Genomic DNA, 15,941 nt, shown 5'->3' on the forward strand with positions numbered 1-15,941 from the left:
GAACCTGGCCAAAGACGCCCGCTGACAGGAGCATGCCGTCCAATGAAGTCCCTCGCCGCTGCGCGAAGCGCCACCGATGCAAACTCCTCGCCCGCCGATTCCCGGTGCCCCCAAGCACCTGCAGGAAGCGGCGGCCGCCTTGCCGCCGCATTCCTTGAATACGTGGGCGAGGCGTCATTCCCCTGCGTCGGGTCCAAGGCCGCGCTGGCGCGCGACGCGATCCAGGCGCACGAATTCAGGTCGCTCGGTGATCGCGCCAATGACGCGCCGCTGCTGGATGGACTCAGTGCCTTCGCGGCGATGCTGGACGCGGCCGACCCCGAGGATCCCACGGTCCACTCGTTCGTGGCTGTGTTCGAAGGCCCGCGCGATACCGACGAGCGCCGCTTTGAAGCCCTACTGTGGGCCCAGCTGCAGCGCCTGCACGACCTTGACGTGCGTCGCGGCGCGCGTTGGGCCGATGACGTCAGCCGCAGCCCCGACAGCCCGAAGTTCAGCCTCAGCCTTGCCGGGCATCCGTTCTTCCTGATCGGGCTGCATCCCGGCGCTTCGCGCACCGCGCGCAGGTTCGGCTGGCCGGCACTGGTCTTTAATTCGCATCGACAGTTCGAGCGCCTGCGCGCCGATGGCCGCTACCAGAAGATGCAAGCGGCAACGCGCGAGCGGGACATCGCGCTGCAGGGAACCATCAATCCGAACCTGGCTGATTTCGGCATGGCCAGCGAGACGCGCCAGTACAGCGGCCGCGAGGTGGAGCCAAACTGGACCTGTCCACTTCGAGTAAGGGGATCGCGTTGACCATAGACCAGGCCACGCAGCGCATCCCGCCATGCTCGGGGCGTGCGATCGAACTCGACGCGGGTGATGAGCTCATCGTCATCGACCCGATGGGCCAGCAGGTCAGCGACCTGACGGCGTTCGCCCGCGACGACTTGGCGGAGTACCTCTCGTCCGGCCGCTCGATCGACTACGCATCGAAGCTTTGGTTGAGTACCGGCGACGTGCTGCATTCCAACCGCAGCCGACCGATGTTCACCATCATCGATGACACCTGCGGGCGGCACGACTTCACACTCACGCCGTGTTCGAAGCGGATGTTCGAGATCCTCTATGGCGAGGCCGAGGGCCGGCCCGGCTGCGAGGGCAACCTGGCCGGGGCGCTGGAGCCCTATGGCATCGGCATCGACCGCATTCCCGTCGCCTTCAACATTTTCATGAACGTGACGGTGGACGGCGACACCGGTGCGGTCGCCGTGCTTCCACCGTTGAGCCGCGCCGGCGACTTCGTGCGCCTGCGTGCGGAGATGCCGCTGGTGGTGGCGATGACGGCGTGCTCGGCCGGGCAGTCGAACAACTTCAGCTACAAACCGATCGACTTCAGGGTGGAGCGTCAGGCCGAAGTGAGCCGGGCCAGGAACACCAGCAGCGTGGCGAACGTCAGCATCACGAAATAGGTGTTGCCGATCACCAGGTACTTGAGCACGGTCAGCCACCAGGCCTGCCGGTATACGCGCTTTTGCATCAGCAGCAGGTAGACCGGCATCCACAGCACCACGGCGGCGAAGGCGAGATCAAGCAGGATGCCAAGCGGCCTGGACGTGACCAGGCCGTCGAGCGCCGACAGCAGGAATGCCAGCGTCAGCATGATCAGCAGGAAGGTGTGGCTGTAGAGGGCGACCACCAGGTGCTCGAGGTACAGGCGCCCCGTGAACAGATAGGCCAGCTTCAGCAGCAGCGCGAACACCGGCACCAGCAGGAACAGCGCCGAGGGCGCCGCCGCCATCGCCCCCTGCAGCCATGCGTCGATGGCGGCGCCGTCGAAGGACTGCATGTTGGTCTCGAGGTTGCCGACCTTGCGGTTGAGCCAGTCATTTGCGAACTGCGGCCACCAGCCGATCACCAGCGGGTTGGTTTTTGCGTCCCATTCGCCCTTGTGGCCGAACAGGTTGATCTGCATGCGCCGGCGCTCGGCCTCCGCTGGCGCGCCTGCCGCGCGCTCGGATGCCGGCCTGCCGGTCAGCTCGACCACGCGGCTGGCGGCGGCACCACGTATCCGCGCCTCCGCCGCTACCAGCGAGGGATCTACCCCGGGCGTGTTGCCGGCATCGGCACGCGCCTGCTCGATGTCGGCAACCGCCTGGTCGCGGATGCGTTCGACCTCGTCCACCGTGCCCGCGGCGTTGATTTCGCTGAGCCCGCTGGCGCTGACGGGGCTCTCCTCCACGTGCACCGCCAGCGCACCGATGAAGAACGTGAGCAGGCTCAGGATCACGAACAGGCGCAGGGGCGCGATGTAGCGCGCACGATGCCCGGCCAGGTAGTTGATCGCGACCCGCCCTGGCGACATCAGGTCGCGCAGGGTGCGGAAGACGCGCCCGTCGAGATGCCAGAACGCCTCGAAGAATTCCTCCACGGCGTGCGCCGCGTGGCGGATCGGGTTGTGCACGGACTGCCCGCAGGCGTGGCAGAACTCGCCGTGCAGTTCGGCGGCGCAGTTCTCGCACCGTGCCGGCGTGGCATGCGCGTCGGTACCGGTTGCTGGCTTGCTCACGCTGGCGCCTCGTACGGAGTGGTCACGGCGGGCGTTACGATAACGGGTCACGGCCAGGTGCGCGCGCGCTTTCGTCCGTGATTCCCCATCAGAGCGAGGTGAGCATGTCCAGACCGCGATTTTCGATGATGCCCGTGGTGCTGGGCCTGGCCCTGGCCAGCGCCGGCTGTGCCGGTGTTCCAGTGCCGGCGACATCCTCCGGGATGGGGGCGATTTCGATCGAAGGTGCGATCGCCTCCATCGACACCCAGCCATGGACCTACGACGGCAATGCCGTGATCGAGGTCGACACGGCTGACCGCGGCCGCGTGGCCGTGCAGCTGCCAGCGCGCTGGAACCTGTGCCAGGCGACGCCCGTGGACGTGGAAGCATTGGCCGTGGGCCTGCGCGTGCGCGCTGTGGGCGCCGCGGCCGGGGAACGCCGCCTGGTGGTTTGCCAGGACCCGTCGCACCGCCTGGTGCCCCTGCTTTAGTTGATCGGAGGACAACGTGGACAGACGGACATTCATCGAACGCGCCGCATTGATGGCCTTGCTGCTTCCGCTGGCGGGTGGCCGCGGGGCGATGGCGGCAGCCGCCGGCGGGCGCCTGCTGCCGATGGCGATCAAGGCCGGCGACACCGTGGGGCTGGTCAGCCCGTCATCGCCGGTCGAGGACGAGTTCACGCTTCAGCTTGCCCAAGAGGTGATGGAGGCGCTCGGCTTCAAGGTCCGGACCGGGGCGCACTACGCGGCCCGGCGCGGCCATCTGGCGGGTACCGACCAGGAGCGCGCCGGCGACCTCAATGCGATGTTCGCCGACAGCGAGGTCAAGGCGATCATCGCGGTGCGCGGCGGCTCCGGGGCCGCGCGCCTGTTGCCGCTGCTGGACTACGACGCCATCCGCGCCAACCCCAAGGTGCTGCTCGGCTATTCCGACATCACCGCGCTGCACAACGCCATCCACGCGCAGACCGGCCTGGTCACCTTCCACGGACCCAACGGCTCCGGCAGCTGGAACAGCTTCAACGCCGACCAGTTCAGGCGCCTGTTCTTCGACCGCGAGCTGATGCGGTACCGCAACGTGGCCGATGCCGGCGACGAACTGGTGCAGCGCCGCAACCGCACCGTGACCATCGCCGGCGGCACCGCCCGCGGCGAGCTGGTGGGGGGCAACCTGGCGGTGCTGAGCGCGCTGGCCGGCTCGCCCTACCTGCCGGATTTCAGCGGCAGGATCCTGTTCCTCGAGGACGTGTCCGAGGCGCCGTACCGCATCGACCGCATGCTCAGCACGCTGAAGCTGATGGGCGCGCTGGACAAGGTGGCCGGCGTCATCTTCGGCGAGTGCACCGACTGCGAGCCGGGCGACGGCTATGGATCATTGACGCTGGGGCAGATCCTCGACGACTACATCAAGCCGCTTGGCATCCCGGCCTATCGCGGCGCGATGATCGGGCATATCCGGCAGCAGTTCATCGTGCCCGTGGGCGGCCGCGTGGAGATGGACGCCGATGCCGGCACCTTCCGCCTGCTGGAGCCGGTGTTCCGGGCATAGCCGGCCGTCGCACCGAATGTCCCGCATGCCACGCCCGGTTCGCAGCGGAGTCCCCGCAAGCCGCCTGCAGCTGTCGCCCGGCCCCTGGGCGACGCTGCTGGACGCGCTGTGCGCCCGCTTCCCGGCGATCGATCGCGACACCTGGCGGCAGCGTTTCGCGCGCGGGATGGTGCTGGATGCCGATGGCCGCCCACTGAATGCCGCCGCGGCCTGCCGGCCCGGCGCGGAGATCCACTATTTCCGCGAAGTGGCCGACGAAGCGCCCATTCCATTCCTCGAATCCGTGATCCACGCCGACGAGCACCTGGTGGTGGCGGACAAGCCGCACTTCCTGCCCGTCGCGCCCACCGGTGCCTTTGTGCGCGAGACCCTGCTGACCCGCCTGGTCGAACGCCTGGGCAATCCCGATCTGGTGCCACTGCACCGCATCGACCGCGACACTGCGGGACTGGTGTTGTTCTCCGCACGCCGCGACAGCCGCGCCCGCTACCAGGCACTGTTCCGGGAGCGCCGCATCGACAAGGAATACCTGGCCCTGGCGCCGCCGCTGCCTGGGCTGGCGTTCCCGCACGTACACCGCAGCCGGCTCGAACGCGGAGAGCCGTTCTTCCGCATGCATGAAGCGTCGGGCGAAGCCAACAGCGAAACGCATGTCGACGTGGTCGAACGCGGTGCCGCAGCGTGGTGCTATCGCCTGCAGCCGGTCACCGGACGCAAGCACCAGCTGCGCGTGCACATGGCGGCGCTGGGCGCACCGATCCTCAACGATCCCTTCTATCCGCAGGTGCTCGAACGCGGCGCCGATGATCCGGCACGCGCGCTGCAGCTGTTCGCGCATGCGCTGGAATTCGATGATCCGATCGACGGCGGCCCGCGCCGGTACGTCAGCACGCACCGCTGCTAGACTGCCGCCCCATGTCAGTCGCCCTCACCGAATTCGCACGCAGCCGGCTGTTCCGCGAACGGCGCCGCAACACCATCCAGGACGTGACGCCCGAGGCGTTCGAGCAGCATCTGAACGCAGTGCCGCCGCTCAAGGTGCTCGACGGCTACGCGCCGTTCTGCAAGCTGCACGTGCACCGCAACTGGACCTCGACCCGCTGCCTGGCGGTGCCCGTCACCGATGCCAACCGCCACCTGCTGCGGTCGGACTACGAGGCCCGTACCCGCGACGAACTGCCGGTGCTGGTGCGCTGGTTCGAAGGCCTCGAGCCGCCGGTTGCCGACTATCTGGTCGCCATCCTCTACAGCCGTGAACAGCTGGCGAAGGAAGGCACGGTGATCGACGCCGACTGGGGCGTCGTCGGCTGCATGTACACCGCGGAGCCGGAGGAAACGCCGATGGCGCCGATCACGATGATGCGCAACGCGCTGGGCGTGGAGGAGGGCGGCTCGGGCGTGCCGGTGGACCGCGAGGCCTATCGGCGCAGCGTGGAGTTCTGGCGCACGCATGCCAACTGGCGGGGCGCGCTGTAACACGCACATTCCGCCTTCGATGCGGCAGGCGGCACCGCGCGTCGTGCTTATTCGGTTCCGATGTGTCGTGCCAGGAACGCTTCCAGGCGACGGTAGAAGGCGATGTTGTTCTCATCCTTGTAGAAGCCGTGTCCTTCCCGTGGCACCGACATCCACTCCGGTGACGCCCCCGCGGCCTCGAGCGCCCGCTTCATCGCAAGCGCCTGCGAATAGGGCGTGCGTTCGTCGATCTCGCCGTGGGCCATGAACACCGGTGCCTTGAGCTGCGCGGCCAGCGCGACCGGTGAATTGGCCCGCATGGCTTCGTCGCTGTCGCCTATGACGCGCGAAATGTACCTGCGCCCGGAGGCCCTGGATGCGACATCGCTCTTGCCGGCGAAGACCTTCAGGTCGTACAGGCCGGCCAGGCCCGCTACGCACTTGATGAGCTCTGGCGCGCGGATCGCGGTCATCATTGCCGAGTAGGCTCCAAAGCTCGCGCCATAGGCGCACACGCGCTGTGGATCGGCATGCCCCTGGGCGATCGCCCAGCGCACGCCGTCGATCAGGTCGTCCTGGATGCGCGTGCCCCAACTGCGGTAGCCGGCCACCGTGAACCGGTCGCCGCGCCCGAGGGTGCCGCGGAAGTTGACCTGGAGCACCAGGTATCCGCGGCTGGCGAGGAACTGGGCATCGGTGTCGAAGGTCCAGTCGTCGCCCCCGACGTGCGGGCCGCCGTGGGGCAGCAGCACCATCGGCAGTCCAGCCGGCTCTTGCCCCGCGGGAATGGTGAGGTAGCCATCGAGTTCCATGCCATCGCTGGCCTTGAAGCGGAAGTAGCGCCGCTCGCCCATGCGTTCGGGGTCGATTCCCTCGCGCGATGCGAACAGCAGCTTGGCCGTGGCCTGCGTCCGGTCGTACAGGTACCACATGCCGGGATCGCGGTCACTGACCACGCGCAGCAGTGACAGCTGGCCGTCCACGCTGTGGTTGGCGTAGCTCATGTGGTGCCCGGGGAACAGGCCGCTGAGCGCGCGGTGCTCCTGCGCATCGCTGGAGTGTTCGTCGAAATAGACCACGCGTGGCCGGCCATGCACCAGGGTGGCGGCAAAAGGCTGCCAGGAAGCGTTCCATTCCATTCCGCCAACGCTGCCGAAGCTGTCGCTGGCAAGGGTCACGCGCGAGGCGCCGGTCGGGTCCGACTTCACCACCGTGGAAGGCCCGTCGCCGATGTTGTGCCGCGCAAACACCCCACCGGCGTCGGCGGTGAAGGCGAGTGGCCGGAAGTGGCCGCCGGTGCGTTCCGTGGCCACGGGCTGCCAGTCCTTGCCGCGGGCATCGGCTTCGTACAAACGGTAGTCGTCGTTATCGTCGTAGCCGCCGGCAAAGCGCGGCACGCCGGCGGGATCGAGCACGAAGCCGAGGTCCTTGACGCCGATGTCGGCGATCAGCCGGTGCGTCGCCCGCTCGGCATCCACGTCGTAGAGCATCGAGCGGCTGGTGTCGTTGGACAGCCTGCGCATGTAGAAGTGGCCGTTGGGCGTTGGCGGCAAGCCTTCGATGTAGCCGTAGCCGCGGTCGATGCCGGGCATGCGCGTGGACTGCTGGTATCCATACACGTACTTCTGGTTGCCGCCGTCGTAGTCGGTGGCGATGATTTCGCCCATGGGGATCGGTGCCTCGCGCGCGCCGATCAACCGTCCCTTGGCCACCAGAAGCCGCTTGTTACTGACCCAATAAATCTGCGATGGCAATTCGTAACGCGGCAGCGTCAGCTGCGCCGTCTGCACCAGGTCGGATACCCGGCGCACCTCGATGGCATAGCTGCCTTCACCCAGGTGGGCGGTCGCCGCCACGTGCAGTCCGTCCGGCGACAGGCGCGGCGCGCTGGTCCTGTCCGCCACTGCGAAGGCTTCGATCGGGACCGGTTCGGCCGCCTGGACACATGTTGCGGCCAGGCCCATTGCCACTGCGATCGTCGCCGTGATTGCATGCTTCATGCGTTGCTCCCCCAGACCCCCCGGTCTGCCGGCACAGCGTAATCCAACTCGTGGGCGCCGGGGCGCCATCCGACCGGGTACTGTTGGCTGCCGCCATGCTCGACTGGAATGACCATGCTTGAATCGAAAGACTCCCGGCGCAGGTTCCTGGGCGCAATGGCGGCGGGCGCTGCCTGCGCGATGTTGCCGCTGCATCACCTGCGCGCGGCATCCGGCGGGCACGTACCGGGCTGGGTGCTGCGCGACGTGCTGCTGGTAGACGGCAGCGGCGCACGGGGGCAACGCACCGACGTGCGGGTTCGCGGCGATCGCATCGACCACATCGGCCGCCTGTCAGACACTGACGCGCGCGGCCTGCGCGTGGTCGACGGTGGTGGCCGCGTGCTGGCGCCGGGCTTCATCGACCTGCATACGCACGGCGATCCGCTCAAGACCGTGTTCACGCCTTTCCTCGCCATGGGCGTGACGACCGTGGTGTTGGGCCAGGACGGCGGCAGCCCCGCGCTGCCGGGTACGCGCCACGATGCCGGCGGCCTGCCATCCTGGATGGACGCGGTGGAGCGCGCGGCATCGGATATCAACATCGCCACCCTGTCCGGCCACGGCACGCTGCGCCGCCGCGCCGGCATCGACGACGGCACGCGCCAGCCTTCCGACGCGCAGCTGGCGCGCATGCAGGCCATCCTTGAAGCCGACCTGCGCGCCGGTGCCTTCGGCATGTCCACGGGGCTCGAGTACGTACCCGGCCGCTATGCCGAACAGCGCGAGCTCGTCGGCCTGGGCCCGGTGATCGCCCGCTACAACGGCGTGGCCATGAGCCATATGCGCTCCGAGGACGTCGACGAGGTGCGTGCGTCCATCCGCGAGCTGGTCGCCGCCGCCGGCCCTGCGCGCGCCCACGTTTCGCACCTCAAGATGGTCTATGGCAAAGGCGAGGCCGCCGCGGTAGAGCTGCTCGCGTTCCTGGAGTCGCTGCGCGGGCCCGGCCAGCCGCTGACCGCCGACGCCTATCCCTACGAGGCCAGCTACACCGGGGTCTCGATCCTGTTCCCGGAATGGGCGCTGCCGCCGAGCGACTACGCCGCCGTGCTGGAGGCGAGGCGCGACGAACTGCGCGCATACCTGCAGCAGCGCATGACGCAGCGCGGCGGCCCCGGGGCCTTGCTGTTCGGCGAGGGCCCGCACGCCGGCAGGACGCTGCTGCAGGTGGCCGAAGCCCGCGACATGCCGTTCGCCGATGTCCTGATCGATATCGGCCCCGGCGGTGGCCAGGCCGCGCACTTCGTCATGGATCGGGCGCTGCAGGACCGGCTGCTGCTGGACTCGCGGGTAGCGGTGGCCAGCGACGGCTCGCCGGGCGGCAGCCACCCCCGTGGTGCCGGCACCTTTGCCAAGTGGATCGAGGACTTCGTGGTCAGGCAGCCGCGCGTCACGCTGGAAGAAGCGGTGCGCAGGGCGACCTCGCTGCCGGCCTCGATCCTGGGTCTTGCCGATCGCGGCACCATCCGCACCGGCGCAAAGGCCGACCTGGTGCTGTTCGATCCGGCGCGCGTGCGGGCGCGTGCGGATTACGTGAACCCGACCGCGATGGCCGAAGGCTTCGATCTGGTGATGGTGAACGGCCAGCCCGCGCTGGAGGACGGCGAAGTGCAGCAACACCGCCCGGGGCGGCTGCTGCGCAGACGCTAGCCGTGCTGGGCGGTCAGGCCGACGATGTCGCTCCAGAGCGGCACCAGTCGATCCATGTTCCGGCGCAGCACATCGGCCGACTCCGGCGGCAGCTGATCCAGCGGGTCGCTTGCCATCCGCTGGCGGAATTCAGGGCTGGCCGCGTCCAGGTCGATGCTGCGCGGCGGGCCGATCTTGCCCTGGAAGTTGAGGGTGGTGAACACCGGATCCACCAGCGTCCGCACTTCAAGGTACTGGCGTGCGGTCATGCCGGCGGCTTCCAGGACCTCGCCTGATTCGCCGCCGCTCACGCTGCCGGTGACAGTGACGCCGTAGTGCGTGCCGCGGCCAGGCCGGCGGATGATCTCGGCCTCCTTGACCAGCCCGCGCGCGTAGCGCTCGAGCACGGCGTCGGTAAGCACCAGTGGCTGGACGTCTTCCTGCGCTTCCGGCTCGCTGGCGGGCCGGGTGCCAGGTTCGGTGGTGGGAGTGGCGTGGCGGCTTGCAGCGGTCGGAGCGGTGGCAGCGTCGACAAGGTTGGAATGACGGCTGTCGCTGGTGTCGTTGCTGCATCCGGTCGCCAGCGCGATCGCAAGAGTGGCGGAAAGAAGTGCCGCGGCTGTGACTGTCTGGCTGTCCATGGCGTGTCTCGTGGTGGTTACGGAACATGTCGAAGGAAGGTGACGGGAACCGCCAACGGTCGCGGCCATCCCTGATTTAGAATCCGGCCGTGGGCGGTGCTAGGCTCGGTGCGCTGTTGATGGTGACCGAATGGACCAGTACGTCCAATGCGATCGGCCCGCGTGAGCCCTGACGAACACTCGGGTGTTCCTGATCCTTGAACCGGAGTGCCGGCGTGTCCCCATCGACAGGTTCCGGCAGCCAGGCGTCACGGATCATCCTGGCGCGTGCGGTGTCCATCGTTGGTCATCCCGCCATCATTGTTCCGGCCATCATCACGCTGGCTGCAGCCCGGGGGGATTCCGCACCAGCAACGGTTTGGGTCGCCATGCTCGCGGCATTGGCGATCGCTGCTGGCGTCCTCGCCTACAGTTTCGCGCAGGTACGGTCGGGGAAGTGGACCCATATCGATGCGTCCGTCCCGAGCGAGCGCAGCCAGCTCAACCCCTTGCTCGCCTTGATGCTCATGGTCGTTGCCGTGGCGCTGCTTGCGACCGGCCAGGACGCGCAGGTCTTTCTGGGGTTCGCAATGGCAGCCGCTATGGTCATGGCCGGCCATGTGCTGCGCGCCCACGCCAAAGCGTCGCTGCACGTTGGCTTCATCGTGTTCTCCGCCTTCCTGGCGTGGCCCTTGGCTTGGGTCGCGGCGACCCTTCTGGTGCTGGCGGCAATCGTGTCGTGGTCACGCCTGGCGCTGCACCGTCATACCGTCCGGGATGTGGTGGCCGGTGTCGCGCTGGGCGCGGCGGCGGGCACGGGGTTTCTTGTGCTGGGGTTTATGTGGCGCCATTAGGCAGGTGATGCGCGTCCGGCAGGTGTCCTACAATTATTGCTTGCAGCCGAACCACGTTCGGGTCATTCATCCAGGGGGATTCATGCAGGACAACGACTTCGAATACGTGGGTTTCTGGCCGCGCGTCGGCGCGACGATCATCGACTGGATCCTGCTGATGCTGGTGTCGGTCCCTCTTCTGGTCTCGATATACGGGTGGGGATACTTCACTGTCGAGGATGGGCCTTTGATCGCGGGCCCGGCGGACTTCCTGATCTCCTGGGTGCTGCCCGCGATTGCCGTCGTCCTGTTCTGGCTCTACAAGCGGGCCACTCCAGGCAAGATGGCGGTCAAGGCCCAGGTGGTCGATGCGAGGACCGGCAGCAGCCTCACCGTTGGCCAGGCCATCCTTCGCTATGTGGCGTACTTCGTGGCGACGCTGCCGCTGCTGATCGGCATCATCTGGGTCGCATTCGACCCGCGCAAGCAGGGCTGGCACGACAAGATCGCCGGAACGGTGGTGATCCGTCCGAAGCACAGCGGCCCCGAGTCCGTGAGCTTCGAGCAGTAAGCATGGTTTGCATCGGTTTTTCCGGAGTGCGACATGCGGTCCTCCGCACCTGACTCCGGCGAAGACCTCGCGCGAAACTGGCGGGCGATGGCGCGGCGGCAGCGATGGGTGAACCTGGGCATCATCGTTCTGGCCTTCGCCCTGCTCTGGTTGCTTGACTACGAGGAACCTGGCGACGGCATGCTCTCGCGCGCCAACTGGCCGATGCTCATGCCCGTGGTACTCATTTTCGGCAGCATGCTGGTGACCGGCCGGCATGCGCGTGGCGGCGGCACGTACTATTTGCTGGCGGGATATCTTGCCGGTGACCGCAGCGTGGTCGAGCGCTATCCGCCGGTGGTGCAAGCGGCGCTGCTGCACGCGACGGAGGCGGGCGCCGCCAAGGGTTCACTGCTTCCGCTGACGCACCGCCTGCTTTGGCGGCTTGGACTGCCCATGCCACCAGTGGCGTTTTCGCCGGCCTGGCTGGACGCGCTGATCCTGTTCGCAACGATGTACGCGGTCGTACCACTTTGGCTGCAGGTCCAACTGTGGTGGAACCCGGGCTTCGGCGGCGAGACGCTGCGTGTGTCCGTCGGAGTGTGCACCGTGCTGTTTGCCATGTTCGCGGTGCTGCTGGCCGCGCATCGCGCCAGCGAACGCCGCCGCCTGGGGCTGCCGACCTGGCGTGAGTTCCGCCGCGACTGGGCGCGGGACAGCACCCGCTGAGTCCGGATTCCGGACTCAACAAAGCGCGAGGCCGCCGTGCACGGCACCATCGTGGCCAGCGACCACGCGCCGACCTGGTTGGAGGTCGGCGCGCCGAAGTAGACACCGTTACAGCATCGCGAGCTCGACGTTGCGCAGGCTGCCACCGTACTGGTCGCGCAGGCGGACCTTGCGCGCGAGGTCGCTGATGATGTGGCCGCTGAAGTCCACGCCGGTCAGCTCTTCGGCCATGTTGATGCCGCCGGGCGTGTCGACGTTCACTTCCATCAGCTTGTCGCCGACGATGTCGAGGCCGGTCATGTACATGCCGTCGCGGATGAGCTTGGGCGCGACCAGCTCCGCCAGCCGCAGGGCGTCGGCATCGGGCTCGACGAGCTCGATCTTGCCGCCGGCGCTGATGTTGCTGCGCGCGTCGCCGCTGTCGTTGTAGCGGCGGAAGCAGGCGTACTGGCCCTCGACCTTCAGCGGCCGGGCGTTGAGGGTGATCAGCCGCAGGTCGCCGTCGGCGGCCTTGGGCAGGTACTCCTGCGCGATGGCGTACCCGTCGCGGATCACCGCGTCGATCATCTGGTTGAGGTTCGCGCCGTCGTCGCCGTCGAGCACGAACACGCCCTGGCCGCCGGAGCCCTGCAGCGGCTTGATCACCCCGCGGCCCTGGTGCGAGGTGATGAAGGACTTGAGCTCGTCGGCGTCGCGGCTGATGCAGGTGACCGGACGCACCGCTTCCGGGAAGTGCTGGAAATAGGTCTTGTTGGAAGCGTCGGTCAGATGGGCTGGATCGTTGAGCACGATCACGCCGCGATGGGTCACAAGCTGCGCGAACAGAAGCGCGCTGTTGGGCGCCCAGGGGCGGTCCACCAGCTCTTCGGCGGGGTCGCTGCGCAGCATCAGCACGTCGAGCTCCTCGACGTTGATGCGGTCGGTGTCGGCGCCTTCGCCCTGGATTTCCGCCAGCAGGGCGTCGTCGTCGGCATAGCTGTCGCCGCGTGGTACATGCGCCTTCGCGCGCACCGTGCCGTTGGCGTCGTACAGGAAGTCGCCCAGGCCGATCAGCGCCACCTGGTGGCCCATGTTCGCCGCCCGCCGCGCCAGGCGGATGGTGGTGTAGTTGTTCTTCTCGGTCGCGACGTCGTTGACGACGAAGCCCAGGCGCATCGGCCGGCCGCTCATGGTGCTTGCTCCTGGAGGGAGGTCGGGGGGAGGTGGGGGTGGTAGAGGGCGTCGACGCCCAGCGTGCGGCAGTGCGCCAGCGCGTCGTCGAAGCCGTCGGCGCTGGCGTACCGCGGCAGCAATGCCGGCGGTGCCGCCCAGCCGGAGTCGGCCAGTTGCTCGAGTACGGGCAGGTGCGCCAGCGCGAACTTGCCCGCAAACAGGGCCTCGAAGGCGCCGCCACCGCGGAGATGGTCGAGCAGGTCGCGCAGGCCGCGCAGGTACACCGCATCCTTGGTCAAGCCGCCGCCGCGCCGCGCGCGCACCGCGATGTCGAAGGCGTCGTCGGTGGGCAGGTCGTGCTGCCCGTGCAGGCAGGCGAAGATGGCCGGAATGTCCTCATTGCGGATCGCCATGTCAGCGGCGACCACGCGTGCGGCAAGGATGCGCAGGCGTTCACCCGGCAGGTAGCCGGACAGGAATTCGGCCAATACGCCAAGGCCCTCCTGCAGCGGGTCGTATTGCGCCAGGCCGACCGCGAGCTGGCGCAGGGGCTGGCGCAGGCCGTTGTATCGGGTGACGACGTGGGTGCCGACCTCGTGCTGCACCAGCGGCTGCAGCCGCGCCTCGGGCAGGCGCAACTGGGCGTCGAGGTACAGCGTGCCGTGCGAGACCATCATCAACGAGCCGACGTCGGCATCGACCACGACCTGCAGGTCGAAGTCCGGAGCCTGCCCGCGATACCACGCGACTTCGTCCTCGACAGCCGCGAGCACCGCGTCCACGCCGATGTCGCCCGGCAGCGGGTCGCCCACGTCCACCGTGGCGAGGATGCCGTTGGCAAGCTCCAGCAGCCCGGCCTCGACGCTGCCGAACAGTTCGATGCTGGCGCCGAGGAAGCCCTCGGTGCCGCGCAGGCGAACCAGCTCGATGGTGCGGTCGAGGTCGCGCTGCTTTTCCGCCAGCACGCCGGCCAGCAGCGGGGACTCGATCCGCTCCGTGGGCAGCGCGAACAGCTGCTTGCGCATCGCCTCCAGGTCGCTCGCAGGCTCGGCATAGCGCAGGGCCGGCACGTCCGTGCGACCGCTGGCGTCGAAGTGGTCCCACAGGGCGTCGCTGTCGAGTGGATTCAGTGCAAGCAGCCAGTCGAGCTCGGCATCGATCGCGACAAGCGCGGCGTCGACCTCGGCGGCGACCGGCGGCAGCGGCTGCAGCGCAGGCGTCCGGGTCGTGCTCGGCGCGGGTGTCCCGGCGCTCATCGCCGCGCCTCGAATGCCGGGCGAACGGCGTCGACCGCCGCCTGCAGCCCGTCCCGGAGTGCATACAGGGCGGCGATGTCGGCCTGGCCCGTCCACTCGTCCATGAAGATCTTCTTGTACTCGGGCGAGATCGTGCACACCCGGGCGCCCCAGCGTGCATACACCCATTCCGGGAAGTGGCCGCCGGTGGGAAAGCGCACGTTGGCGCGTACGTCCAGCGCACGGCCATCAAGCGGAGCAGCACGCAGGGCGTCGGCGAAGCGCGCCGTGACGTCGCTCCAGCGATCGGGATCCGCGGTGGTCAGGCCAAGCTCGATGTCGGGATTGCCGGCCTGCGGCGCCGGTTCGGCGTCGGGCCCGTCACGGCGGTGGTTGTAGCTGTGCAGGTCGATCAGCAGCACCGCCTCCCAGCGCTCGAGCATGCGTTCGATGCGCTGGGCGACCATGCCGTAGAAGCGGTCCCAGGCATCCAGCGAGCGGGCGATTCCAGCCTCGGGGAGCGGCGCGTTCCAGACGTCCAGGCCCCAGCAGTCCTCCGGCCGTGCATACACTGCGCCGTCGCGGGGGCGGTTGAGGTCGACTTCGAAACGCGAGGTCGGCACCCGGATGCGCACGTCACCGACGGTCGTGAACAGACCGGTGAGCGGATCCTCTTCGCGCAGTCGTTCGTCGTCGGGCAGGGCCAGCAGAGGCTGCAATTCGGGCCGGACGGCATGGCCGTCGTGGATGGCGGTCGCGATCACGGGGCCCTCGCTCGCCGTGATGTCCCATGATGCGGGGTTGGGGGCTGTCTGCATGCGAAGTGATGCTCGCAAGCGTGCAATGACCGGCCCGTGATGGATGTCCGTTTCAATCCCCGGACATCGTCTATGGATGGTTGGGGAACCAGCCGCGGCTGTCCCATCGATAACCGGGGAGCGGTACATGCAGGGAATTGGACGTGTCGCGATGTGCGTAGTGCTGGCGCTGCTCTCGGGCTGCGCCACGATGACCCGGGATCAATGCATGGCGGGGAACTGGGAGCGGGTCGGTTACCAGGACGGTGCCGCCGGCCATGCGCCTTCGCGGCTGGCCAACCATGAAGCGGCCTGCATGGCCCATGGCGTCGGCGTGGACGCGCGCCTGTACCTGGCGGCGCGGGAACGCGGGCTGGAGGAGTACTGCACGCCGTACCGGGGCTTCGAGGCCGGAAGCAATGGCCGCAGCTATGCCGGCGTCTGTCCGGCCTACGCCGAGGCGGATTTCCTCGCCGGCTATGCCGATGGCCGCGTGGTCCACGACGCCCGGCAGTACGTCGAACGGGCACGTTCGGATATCTCGACGCAGGAAAACAGGATCCGCCAGCTGCGCAAGGACACCGACAAGACGCGCGACCGGATGGGTCGTGACGGGGTCTCCTCCGAGGAGCGCAAGGAACTCGAGCGGGAGCTCCGCCGGCTGCGCGACGACACGCGGCGTGCAGAGGATGAACTTGGGCATGCTCACCGCCGCCACGGCCTCGCCGAGCGTGACCTGGACCACGTCATGCGCAGGGTTCCGTCGGTATATCGCGGCGGGGGCTGGTAGCAGTCCAGCCATGGGTGTGCAACGGCCC

General features: G+C 68.2%; 17 protein-coding genes. 11 read left to right on the plus strand and 6 right to left on the minus strand.

The window, feature by feature from the left end; translation table 11 throughout:
* Nucleotides 1-42 precede the first annotated feature (42 nt).
* Together gntA and ACW7G5_RS08045 are read left to right on the plus strand one after the other, a co-directional pair.
* Nucleotides 43-798 carry a guanitoxin biosynthesis heme-dependent pre-guanitoxin N-hydroxylase GntA gene (gene gntA, locus ACW7G5_RS08040; RefSeq protein ID WP_457003420.1) on the plus strand — a complete coding sequence of 252 codons (756 nt, stop codon included), beginning with the start codon at nt 43-45 and terminating at the stop codon, nt 796-798.
* A complete protein-coding gene (locus ACW7G5_RS08045; RefSeq protein ID WP_457003421.1) occupies nt 795-1,454 on the plus strand; it encodes a DUF1989 domain-containing protein in 660 nt (219 codons plus the stop codon). Before gntA ends, ACW7G5_RS08045 begins: the two co-directional genes overlap by 4 nt.
* Here the strand turns inward: ACW7G5_RS08045 and ACW7G5_RS08050 are convergent.
* Nucleotides 1,391-2,551 carry a DUF3667 domain-containing protein gene (locus tag ACW7G5_RS08050; RefSeq protein ID WP_457003423.1) on the minus strand — a complete coding sequence of 387 codons (1,161 nt, stop codon included), beginning with the start codon at nt 2,549-2,551 and terminating at the stop codon, nt 1,391-1,393. The genes ACW7G5_RS08045 and ACW7G5_RS08050 overlap by 64 nt on opposite strands.
* Before the next feature lie 104 nt (nt 2,552-2,655).
* Here ACW7G5_RS08050 and ACW7G5_RS08055 point away from each other — a divergent pair, with 104 nt between their 5' ends.
* Genes ACW7G5_RS08055 through ACW7G5_RS08070 form a run of 4 tightly spaced genes read left to right on the plus strand, consistent with a single transcriptional unit; the run spans nt 2,656 to nt 5,560 of the window.
* A complete protein-coding gene (locus ACW7G5_RS08055; RefSeq protein ID WP_457003425.1) occupies nt 2,656-3,024 on the plus strand; it encodes a hypothetical protein in 369 nt (122 codons plus the stop codon).
* Nucleotides 3,025-3,040: 16 nt separating this feature from the next.
* Nucleotides 3,041-4,084, plus strand: coding sequence for a S66 peptidase family protein (locus ACW7G5_RS08060; protein WP_457003426.1), 1,044 nt, complete (start codon nt 3,041-3,043; stop codon nt 4,082-4,084).
* A 25-nt stretch (nt 4,085-4,109) separates the two neighbouring features.
* Complete coding sequence (locus ACW7G5_RS08065) at nt 4,110-4,988, plus strand: pseudouridine synthase (RefSeq protein ID WP_457003428.1); 879 nt, start codon at nt 4,110-4,112, stop codon at nt 4,986-4,988.
* 11 nt (nt 4,989-4,999) lie between these two features.
* Nucleotides 5,000-5,560, plus strand: coding sequence for a DUF3228 family protein (locus ACW7G5_RS08070; protein WP_457003429.1), 561 nt, complete (start codon nt 5,000-5,002; stop codon nt 5,558-5,560).
* Between the two features lie 47 nt (nt 5,561-5,607).
* On the opposite strand, the gene ACW7G5_RS08075 is transcribed toward ACW7G5_RS08070, so the two are convergent.
* Nucleotides 5,608-7,539, minus strand: coding sequence for an alpha/beta hydrolase family protein (locus ACW7G5_RS08075; protein ID WP_457003430.1), 1,932 nt, complete (start codon nt 7,537-7,539; stop codon nt 5,608-5,610).
* Between the two features lie 114 nt (nt 7,540-7,653).
* On the opposite strand from ACW7G5_RS08075, the gene ACW7G5_RS08080 reads away from it, so the two are divergent.
* Entirely contained in the window at nt 7,654-9,228 is a 1,575-nt protein-coding gene (locus ACW7G5_RS08080) for an N-acyl-D-amino-acid deacylase family protein (RefSeq protein ID WP_457003432.1), read from the plus strand.
* On the opposite strand, the gene ACW7G5_RS08085 is transcribed toward ACW7G5_RS08080, so the two are convergent.
* Nucleotides 9,225-9,848, minus strand: coding sequence for a hypothetical protein (locus tag ACW7G5_RS08085; RefSeq protein WP_457003434.1), 624 nt, complete (start codon nt 9,846-9,848; stop codon nt 9,225-9,227). The two genes, ACW7G5_RS08080 and ACW7G5_RS08085, sit on opposite strands and share 4 nt — an antisense overlap.
* Nucleotides 9,849-10,063: 215 nt before the next feature.
* Between ACW7G5_RS08085 and ACW7G5_RS08090 the strand changes: the two genes are divergently transcribed.
* The 3 genes from ACW7G5_RS08090 (at nt 10,064) to ACW7G5_RS08100 (ending at nt 11,939) form a co-directional block, all read left to right on the plus strand.
* Nucleotides 10,064-10,681, plus strand: a complete 618-nt coding sequence (locus ACW7G5_RS08090; protein WP_457003436.1) for a phosphoesterase — start codon at nt 10,064-10,066, stop codon at nt 10,679-10,681.
* 82 nt (nt 10,682-10,763) lie between these two features.
* Entirely contained in the window at nt 10,764-11,231 is a 468-nt protein-coding gene (locus ACW7G5_RS08095; protein ID WP_457003437.1) for an RDD family protein, read from the plus strand.
* A gap of 33 nt (nt 11,232-11,264) precedes the next feature.
* Entirely contained in the window at nt 11,265-11,939 is a 675-nt protein-coding gene (locus ACW7G5_RS08100) for a DUF6404 family protein (RefSeq protein ID WP_457003439.1), read from the plus strand.
* A gap of 108 nt (nt 11,940-12,047) precedes the next feature.
* Here ACW7G5_RS08100 and ACW7G5_RS08105 read toward each other — a convergent pair whose 3' ends face one another.
* Genes ACW7G5_RS08105 through ACW7G5_RS08115 form a run of 3 tightly spaced genes read right to left on the minus strand, consistent with a single transcriptional unit; the run spans nt 12,048 to nt 15,144 of the window.
* Entirely contained in the window at nt 12,048-13,109 is a 1,062-nt protein-coding gene (locus ACW7G5_RS08105; protein ID WP_457003441.1) for an ATP-grasp domain-containing protein, read from the minus strand.
* A complete protein-coding gene (locus ACW7G5_RS08110) occupies nt 13,106-14,347 on the minus strand; it encodes a flavohemoglobin expression-modulating QEGLA motif protein (RefSeq protein WP_457003443.1) in 1,242 nt (413 codons plus the stop codon). The genes ACW7G5_RS08105 and ACW7G5_RS08110 overlap by 4 nt, the downstream gene beginning before the upstream one ends.
* The gene (locus tag ACW7G5_RS08115) at nt 14,344-15,144 is read right to left on the minus strand and encodes an N-formylglutamate amidohydrolase (RefSeq protein WP_457003445.1); all 801 of its coding nucleotides are present in this window, start codon (nt 15,142-15,144) and stop codon (nt 14,344-14,346) included. Before ACW7G5_RS08115 ends, ACW7G5_RS08110 begins: the two co-directional genes overlap by 4 nt.
* Before the next feature lie 208 nt (nt 15,145-15,352).
* Between ACW7G5_RS08115 and ACW7G5_RS08120 the strand changes: the two genes are divergently transcribed.
* The gene (locus ACW7G5_RS08120) at nt 15,353-15,913 is read left to right on the plus strand and encodes a DUF2799 domain-containing protein (protein ID WP_457003447.1); all 561 of its coding nucleotides are present in this window, start codon (nt 15,353-15,355) and stop codon (nt 15,911-15,913) included.
* The last annotated feature ends 28 nt before the right edge of the window (nt 15,914-15,941 follow it).

This window comes from Luteimonas sp. A501 (genome assembly GCF_054052085.1).